Origin of the sequence: Thioclava kandeliae (genome assembly GCF_040297545.1) — a bacterium.
In the GTDB taxonomy this organism is placed as follows: domain Bacteria; phylum Pseudomonadota; class Alphaproteobacteria; order Rhodobacterales; family Rhodobacteraceae; genus Thioclava; species Thioclava kandeliae.
Genome location: NZ_JAYWLC010000046.1, coordinates 1 through 9,188, shown reverse-complemented (window position 1 = coordinate 9,188; position 9,188 = coordinate 1). Strand labels below are relative to the sequence as shown.

At 60.4% G+C, this 9,188-nt stretch carries 5 protein-coding genes and 1 pseudogene; 4 read left to right on the top strand and 2 right to left on the bottom strand.

Going from position 1 to position 9,188, the window contains the following annotated elements:
* The first annotated feature begins 487 nt into the window (after positions 1-487).
* Both VSX56_RS20045 and VSX56_RS20040 read left to right on the top strand, forming a co-directional pair.
* Entirely contained in the window at positions 488-1,021 is a 534-nt protein-coding gene (locus VSX56_RS20045; RefSeq protein ID WP_350939315.1) for a hypothetical protein, read from the top strand.
* A gap of 230 nt (positions 1,022-1,251) precedes the next feature.
* Positions 1,252-2,223: an alpha/beta hydrolase family protein gene (locus tag VSX56_RS20040; protein WP_350939314.1), complete on the top strand. Its 972-nt coding sequence runs from the start codon at positions 1,252-1,254 to the stop codon at positions 2,221-2,223.
* Positions 2,224-2,338: 115 nt separating this feature from the next.
* On the opposite strand, the gene VSX56_RS20035 is transcribed toward VSX56_RS20040, so the two are convergent.
* The gene (locus VSX56_RS20035; protein ID WP_350939313.1) at positions 2,339-3,154 is read right to left on the bottom strand and encodes a Hint domain-containing protein; all 816 of its coding nucleotides are present in this window, start codon (positions 3,152-3,154) and stop codon (positions 2,339-2,341) included.
* A 59-nt stretch (positions 3,155-3,213) separates the two neighbouring features.
* Positions 3,214-5,298 carry a calcium-binding protein gene (locus VSX56_RS20030; RefSeq protein WP_350939312.1) on the bottom strand — a complete coding sequence of 695 codons (2,085 nt, stop codon included), beginning with the start codon at positions 5,296-5,298 and terminating at the stop codon, positions 3,214-3,216.
* Between the two features lie 594 nt (positions 5,299-5,892).
* Here VSX56_RS20030 and VSX56_RS20025 point away from each other — a divergent pair.
* Entirely contained in the window at positions 5,893-8,631 is a 2,739-nt protein-coding gene (locus tag VSX56_RS20025) for a DUF3427 domain-containing protein (protein WP_350939311.1), read from the top strand.
* Positions 8,632-9,029: 398 nt separating this feature from the next.
* Positions 9,030-9,188, top strand: a pseudogene (locus tag VSX56_RS20020) (IS256 family transposase); the annotation flags it as partial.

Here is a 9,188-nt window from a genome sequence, read left to right as displayed (position 1 = left end):
CAACCCGACCTTACTAAGAAACCCGATGGCCACCTGAGCTACACCACCCCGTGGGACACGATCCGCTTTCTTGAGGCCAAGACCGGCACCGCGTAGGCACTCGCGACCTGTCCGGACTGTGGCGGAGGGATCTCGAAGCTACTGAATAAGACGGATCGAGACGCTTTCGAAAACAGCCTCAAATCCAATACGAGGCTCGTGGCGTTAGACGAAGGAAATGCCGACGCCCAAGCTGGTATTGCGCAAACTGAAGCCATCCTGTCGCCGCTCACCTCCGCGCCATCCGTCAGTTCGAGATCTATTGCGGGCTCAAGCTCTTTACCGACATCAGTAAAGGAGATGCTGCGGCTTGGCGCAACGCGGTGATTGCCGGGACTTGCGGGCGAATGCACTGGTTACCCTTCGTCCACGCCATGTCGATATGGAGAGGCGGTAAGTCCGCCACGACGGCACAGAGCTGCGCGCCAAAAACGGCAAGAGCTTTGTCATGAACTGGTTTCCTAGCACAGATGCCTTTCAAACCCTGCTGCTTACATGGCTTACCGACATGAACCGGATCGGCTTGGGACCGGAAGACGCACTGTTCCCTGATCTTGCAGATTTGCAACGAGCGCCCGAGCCAGACCGCCCACCGCTACGCCCCATGCAAATCGCTCGAGCCGCTACGGAAGCATTTTCGCTCGCGAGCAAACACGCAACAGAACCCTATTCGCCGCATTCGGTGCGCCATACCCTCGCCCAGCTCGGGGATCGCATCTGCCGCGATTCAGAAGAGCGCAAGGCTTGGTCCTTGAACCTTGGTCATAGCACGGACGAAAACACCTGGACCTATTACGGCAAAGTCCCAGATGTGCGCCGGAGCGAAATCTTCGAACTCCTCGAGAATGAGCACCCCGCCAGCTCGCCGGAGATAGAACTGATGCTGGCATATCACGAGCATAGCCTGATCTTGGGCACGCCGGAGTTCAAGCAAGCCGAAAAGCTGGTCGAGCAGCGTCGAAAGGTGTTCAGAAAGAAATAGCAACATAACAGACAAGGACCGACGGTGTGACGATAGCACCTTCGGCCCCAAGCCGACACTCGTCCGAGTGGCCATGCTGGTCGCAGTTTCTCCATACCGGACATCTGTGGTATCCTTCAGCGAGATTTGGCACGCCAAGGTCAGCTCCCCGGACGGAGCGGTCATTGCCCGTTTTTAGTAAGGCCACAATAAAAGAACACAGTCTTTTGGTCCGCACGGGGAGTTCCGGAATGAAATTTGGTCTATCTTTGATTCTTATCCTGGTCGCAGGGCCTTCTCTTTCTCAAACCGTTCCAGGACTTGCCCATCTCCTGGACACATCCGAAGACGCGCGCCCTCTGTCCGTGTCGATCTGGTATCCATCCGAGGCAAAAGCATCGACCTCTGTCGGTGGAAATCCCGTGTTTGAGGGGGTTGCAGCAGCACCAAATGCAGAGTTCACGCATAGCGCGCTCCCGCTGGTGATTGTGTCACATGGCGGCCTGCGATCCGCGACTGATTCAGGTGCCTGGCTCAGTTCCTCCATCGCTCGGGCAGGCTTTGTTGTGGCCGAAGTCGATGCACCGCACCCGGACAACGCGGCGGCTGCCCTGAACGAAATCTGGCAAAGACCCCGGGACATCCGCCGCGTGATTGACCTGGTGCTGGCCGATACGACTTGGGGGCCGCGAGTTAATGAAACCATGGTGTCAGTCGCTGGATTTGCACTTGGCGCGACCGCTGCCCTATCCGTTGGCGGGGCAGAGCTTGATGTCGCCAGCTACCTTCGCTCTTGCGCGCCAGACAGGAAACAGCACGGACCGGATTGCGGGTGGTTCGCTGCCCAACGGGTCAACATGTCGGCCACCAATCCGGACGGCCTGGCCGGGATGGCGCGAGACCCCCGCGTGACTTCGGTAATAGCCATAAACCCGGAATATCCGGAAGACCTGGGCTCGGTGCCGGCGGATATTCGAAAGCTATCGATTTCCCTCGGCAAACCCGAGAGCACATCGGCTGATGGTCAGCAGACTCCGCCCTTTGTCGTGCCCCAAGCGTCGATATTCGATGCCTTCGCCGTTTGCACGCTCGCCGGACCAGAGATCCTAATGGAGGAAGAAGGTGATGCATCGATCTGTGGTGTCTCTTCGGACGCACGCCGGGCGATCCACCAGGACGTCTCCGACGCAGTCATATCCTTCCTGAATGGCGGAGCCAAATAAGCTGAAGCTGACGATCAGACCGGCCCTTAAGCCGCCGTTTACAAGAAGGTCCATCGCTGCTTAGCAGCTTATTCAAACCGGCCATCGGCAGAGAATGCAGCGTGGTCTGGCACGCCTAGGTCAGCAGTGCGGCACAAGAATTGACACTCAAGCTGCGTAACTGCCCCCTGCGTATCATGGGGAGAGCTTGCGGCCCAAAAACCAGTTCCGTTGGAACCTTGCCAGCTAGTGCGGGTGCCAGCTGCGGACAGCTCCCCGCGATCTCGCGGCAGGTCTCTGGGCCCAGTGACTTTGCCGCAAGAGGGCCAGGCCACAGGCTTTCAACAAGGGCGCCTTCGGCACGGATGATCGCATGTCGGGTCAGCAGAAGGTGACGATAGGAAACCTTGCGGCATCCTTTAGCGATCCGAGCGCCAGAACCCCTCGCTGCCGCAAGCCCCCCCGCGGCAACAAGGCGCGGCCCCTCGGTTGTGTCGATCACGACCCTGTGCTGGCGCGAGAGACGGAGTTCTTTGACATTCCCGGTGCTGTTGGGGCGGAACACAACCGGCTTGAGGCGCTCACATCTGGCCAGATCGGCGGCGTCGAATGTTTTCCCACCGGCCCATATCACCGTAATGGGCTGGCCCTCGGCGGTCAGGACCTCGTCGCCGGTCCGGATGGTCTCGACCGCTCTGGGGCCCGAGGGGGTATCGATCATTGTTCCCGCGACAAAGCAGGGGATGCCGATGGAATGCAGTTGCGGGGCTGTCGTGACGCTTGCGGGCGCCACGCCGTTGAGCAAGATCGAGGTGCCGTTGGGAAAGGTCAGCAGCGCGTTGCCGCCCACATTCGAAACCGTCACATCCCACGCATTGACCGGATTGCCATCGGCACCGGTCAGACCGGACACATCCAGCTGATCGGTAGTGGTGCTGCCCACCAGCGTCATGTCGAAATCCGCGACAGTATCCGCCCCGCCACCATCGCTTAGGGCATAGGTATCAGCGCCTAGCCCCCCGATAGGGTGTCATTGCCCGCGCCACTTGCAAGGGAGTCATTGCCGGTGCCGCCGTCGAGATGATCCGCGCCAGAGCCGCCGATCAGCGTATCGGCGCCACTTCCCCCGTGGAGTTCTATCCCCGAAGTGTCGGCGCTAGCATCGATCGAATCGGCGTAATTGCTGCCAACGATCCGTTCGATCTCGGTGAAGCTACCTGTTGAATCTGTGGTGGCGGGGGCGAATGAGCCGGCCTCGGCGCCACTGAAGGTGACCTTGAAGCCCTGATCGGCATTCGAGAAATCAAGCGCGTCGGTATCGCTATTGTCCGGCTCCTCTCCGCCCTGAACAACGTCGATGCCATCACCGCCGTAGAAAGAGAACGTGTCGCTGCCGGTGCCGCCCTTGAGCGTGTCATTGCCGGTCCCGCCGGAAATCAGATCATTGCCCGCCCCACCATCGACGAGGTCATTCCCGGCCTCACCAGCGATAATATCATTGCCGTCATCCCCATAGAGCGCGTCGTTATCGTCGCCGTCCCAGATCAGGTCGTCACCGGTGCCGCCTCTGACAGTATCGGCCCCCGCGCCCCCGTTTAGGGCATCATTGCCCGCGCCCCCGTCGATGGAGTCGTTCCCGGCCTCACCGGCCACGATGTCATTACCGGTGCCACCCAGGATCGTGTCATCACCGGTGCCGCCCCAGATGATGTCACCCTCGGAGCCGCCGTCGATATAGTCATTGCCGTCGTCGCCGCTGATCAGGTCCGCACCAGCATCGCCAACAAGCACATCCGCATCCGCGCCGCCCCAAATCTGGTCGGCCCCGTCCCCGCCAGAGATCGTATCAGTGCCCGCTCCGCCGTTAAGGATATCGTCGCCTGATCCGCCCGTGATGAAGTCATTGCCATCCTCACCGGCCACGGTGTCATTGCCGCTGCCGCCAAGGACCGTATCGGCACCGGCGCCGCCCCAGATGATGTCGTTATCGGCGCCGCCGTCGATATAATCGTTGCCATCATCGCCCGCGATGCTATCGGCACCGGTCCCGCCATAGAGCGTGTCATTGCCCATGCCGCCAGCGAGCGTATCGGCGCCCGAGCCGCCGGTGATACTGTCCGCGCCGCCGCCCCCCGAAAGCGTGAGCCCCGAGCTATCGGCCGCCGCATTGAAGGTGTCATTGCCCGAACCACCCTGCACCGCCTCGATATTGTCGAACGTCAGGCTGTCGCTGCCCGAGGCCGCCGTGCCATCCTCGGAGCCGGTGAAGGTGACCGAGACCCCGCTGGCCATGCCCGAGAAATCGAGCATGTCTTTACCGCCATCCTCGGTGCCATCGCCCTGATCGCCAAGGATCGTGTCCTGTCCCCAGCCGCTTGCAAAGGAAAAGGTGTCGTTGCCATAACCGCCGATCAACAGGTCGTTTCCGGCGCCGCCGATCAGGCTGTCATTGCCAGCCCCGCCCTGGATCGAGTCGTTGCCCGCCCCGCCATCGACCGTGTCATTGCCGGCGCCCGCATTGATCAGATCGCCGCCGGTCGTGATCTTGTCGCCGTCGCCATCGGTATAGCCCACGCCCATGCTATCATTGCCCGAGGTCCCATCCACGGGGTTCATGAAATGCATGTCAAAGCGGTCGGCAGCCATATTGCTGTCATTGACCAGCAGGCTGTTGAAGGTAATCGACCGGATTGGCGCCGCATTAAGGACCGCAACATCGGCGTTATTGGTCATCTCGGGCATCAGATACAGGCGACCGGCCGTATCTTGCATGATGACCGCGCTGATCGTGCCCGTGGTGCCGTCTATATAGGTGACGGTGGCCTGATAGGAGACGACGGAATCGAAGATCTGCGCGGGGCCGCCATCGATGGAAAACGTATCGTTGGTAAGGTTGTTATCGGTGTCATAGACGGTGGCATCCCCCCCCGAATAATTGACCGCAGAAAAATTATGGACCTGCGCATAGAGCGGGCTATTGGCCGTGCCGTATGTCGTGCCGACCAAGTTGCTGGCGCTACCTGCGACCGAATTACCCTCAGTAGGGTCAATGTCAGCCGCCGTGCCGAGAAAGATGACTTCGAAAGACGTCGCCATATCAACCGCCAGACAGTATCAACGGCCCTGTCACGCGCGAGGCCTTGTGAAGGCGGTGAAGGGTAAACCTGCCGCGTGATCCCATTGTCCACCACCCGCATTCTGAAGCACATGTCACCCGGATAATTTGGTAAAACGCTGCGGATCGGGCTTGCATCCGTGACACCACCCATCATGCGCATTGAAACGTTAAGGTTTACGTGAAAGGGCTGACTGCGCGTGCATGGAAATGGATAAGATTGAAACAAGCCCGCTCGGCCTGAGCAGGAGGGCAACCTGTTCACGGCACAAGTCTGTAGAGAGCGCCCGGTTCTAAGATGCGGCGCGTGATCGAAATGTCCGCTTATGGATATATCGAGATTGATTTTCCCACGTGCAGTGAGCGACCGCTTCCCGCCCATCATGTTTGCACTCGTTCCTCCTGGACAGTCGCGGTGCGTTAGGTCAAGCTTCCTCTCGATTTAAACGTCCGGTTTCAGCTTGAGCTCCTTATCCACACTGTGCCCTGTTTGCGCGAAAACCGTGGTCGGCATCATTCCTGCCCCGCGCCATGTACCTGAGTGGGGCGGCCTGAATGCAGCGGAGCAAATGCAAATGCTCGCATCCGTCGCGGATGCGTTGTCGAATGGCGTTTCAAGGCTTAGGACCTCTACCGCCTATGACCATTTCCACTTCGTTCTAAACGAGCAAGATCGCCTGACGACCGGCGGGACAGACCCTTTACTGCCAATCCTAGGCGAGCATATCGACAAGGCAAGCTCGGTCGATCTGGCTGTCGCCTTCGCGATGGATAGCGGCGTCTCGCTCCTGGAGCCTTGGCTGCGGGAGCTTCTTGAGCGTGGCGGGCGCCTGAGGATCATCATTGGCGATTATCTCGACACGACCGACCCAGCCGCACTCCGTCGGTTGATGGATCTGGAGGGCGCGGAGCTTTATGTCTTCGAGACAGGCGGGCTCAGCTTCCATCCCAAAGCCTGGCTTTTCAGAGCCGCTGATACCTCGGGAATGGGGGTGGTGGGCAGCTCCAATCTCTCGAGATCTGCGCTGGAGACGGGTGTGGAATGGAACCTGCATTCCGAAGCCGCCAGTGATCAAGTCGCAGAGGCTTTTGAGGACTTGCTTTCCCGTCCTCAGGTGTCGCGCCTGACAGCCGACTGGATCGAAGTCTATGCCAAACGCCGACGCGCCCGGCCTCTGCCGGATTTCTCGCGCGGCATTGTCGAAGCAGAGGGCCCGCCGCCCGAACCACATCCGATCCAGATCGAGGCGCTCGATGCTCTGCGTAGAACGCGCCAGACTGGCCACCGTGCGGGGCTCGTCGTGCTAGCAACGGGCTTAGGCAAGACCTGGCTCGCGGCGTTCGACACCATACGCGCCAAAGCTGCGCGCATTCTCTTCGTGGCGCATCGGGACGAGATCCTGACCCAAGCCATGTCCGCCTTCCGCAAGGTCCGGCCCGATGCGTGCATGGGGCGTTATACGGGCACCGAGAAAGAAACCGAGGCCGAGATCCTCTTTGCCTCGATACAGACCCTTGGCCGCGTCGAGCATCTGCGCCGCTTTGCGCCGGACCATTTCGATTACATCGTTGTGGATGAGTTTCACCACGCGGCAGCCCGCACCTATCAGAACCTGATCGAGCATTTCACTCCGCGCTTTCTTCTCGGCCTGACAGCTACCCCCGACAGGACCGATGGCGGTGATTTGCTGGAGCTTTGCGGCGAGAACCTCGTCTATCAATGCGACCTCTTCCGCGGGATCGATGCCGGCCGCCTCGCGCCGTTTCACTATTTCGGCGTACCGGACAATATCGACTATGCGCAGATCCCGTGGCGCTCGGGGCAGTTTGACCCGACCGAGTTGGAAGCGCAGCTCGCCACACAAGCTCGCGCCGAAAATGCGCTGGAGCAATTCCGCAAACGCGCCAGAGGCCCAGCCATCGGCTTTTGTTGCTCCAAGCATCACGCCGACTACATGGCGCAATTCTTCCGCGAAGCCGGGCTGCGGGCGGTGGCGGTGCATTCGGGCGACGCGTCCGCCCCGCGCGCCTCTTCGCTGACACAACTGGGCGCGGGCGAGCTGGATATCCTCTTTGCGGTCGATATGTTCAACGAAGGTGTCGACGTGCCTGAGATCGGCACCGTCCTGATGCTGCGTCCGACCGAGAGCGCGATCATCTGGCTGCAACAGTTGGGCCGCGGCTTGCGCAGGGTCGAGGACAAGACCCTGCAAGTGGTCGACTATATCGGGAACCACAGATCCTTCCTTACGAAAGTCGCGACGCTGACACGCGCGGGCAGTGGCGATCGCTCGATCACCCAGAAACTCGACGAATGGGAGCGCGGTGCTTTGGTGCTGCCGCCAGGCTGTGAGGTCACTTACGAGCTCGAAACCATGGATATCCTCCGTGCGCTCCTGAAACCGAAAGACGGCGCGAGCGAGCTCGAAGCCTTCTATCTGGAGTTCAGGGCACAGCAGGGCATCCGCCCACAAGCCATCGAGATGTTCCGCAACGGGTTCGATCCGCGGGCAACAGGGCATGGCGGCTGGTTCAATTTCGTGCGGGATATGGGCGATACATTACCCGAAGACGCCTTCACGACGCATGCCCGCCTTCTGGCGGATATCGAAAAGCCGAAGCGCTATGCGCCCGAGACACTCAAGGCGCTTGAGGCGATACTTGCCGGCATGCAGCCGACCGGCAGCACCGAAGCACTGGCCTTCGATCCGCATGTGAGGAACGGCCACAATGGCTGGCAGCTCGCCCGCCCCACGCGCGGTGCGGCGCTGCAAGACCTTGCCCAAGAGCTCATCGAGTGGCGGCTGGCAGAGGTGCCCAATACGCGGCCCGAGGCCGATGACGGCGCCACGCCATTTGTGCATCGCTCCAAAGGCTTGCAACTCTGGCAGCGCTATCTTGCCCCCGAGATCGCAGAAGCCTTCGGGGTCGCGTACAAGCAGAATGTCTGGCGCACCGGCATTCTCCCGATCCTCGAGAAAAACGCGCTCATTCTTTTGGCAAATGTCTCGACACAGGATCTTGTCTACGAGAACGGCTTCCTCGCGCCCGACCGCATGCGCTGGTTCAGCCAGAACCGCACGACGCAGGACGGTCGGCATGGCCGGATCATTTCGGGCAAAGAACGAGACACTGTCCATCTCTTTGTCCGCCGCGGCAACAAGCTGAACGGCAAGGTCAATCCATTCATCTACTGCGGCCAGCCGCGCTTCCTTGCGTGGGAGGGCGAAAAGCCGATCACGGTGACATGGCAACTGCCCGAACCCGTGCCGCTGGGGTTGCAAGCCGAGCTAGGCGTGCCGAAGGCCTTCTAACCGCAGAGAGCCTCCGTCCTCGCCCCCGTAGCCAGCGAGGCGACAACCAAGCCGCCCCACCACCATCTCATTGCCAGATAAAGTCTGCCCAAGCCTGCTTCATCGCGCGACGCTGCTCCAGTTGATCCGTGCGGTGATAGGCCGCCTCAACAGCATTCGCGACAGAAGGGGCCAAGGCGCGCTCGGCCACATCACGCGAATATCCGTTCTCCGATGCCCAATCTCGGAAGCTCGACCGGAACCCATGCGCCGTTGCGTAGCGACCTGGAACATCACTTTGGAACTATTGAAGGCGCAGAACCTGATCGTGTCCCACGGGGTGGTGTAGCTCAGGTGGCCATCGGGTTTCTTAGTAAGGTCGGGTTGCTAGACTCAATCTGATCCAAGGATGACACCCGATGACCAAACCTATGATGGACCTTCGCGCGCTTGTCGAACAGAGCGGCGATGCAGATTTACTGCGTGAGATGATTGGCTTTGCCGCCGAGCGACTAATGGAGCTCGAGGTTGGCGCCAAGACCGGCGCGGACTATGGCGAGAAGAGTGCCGAACGACTG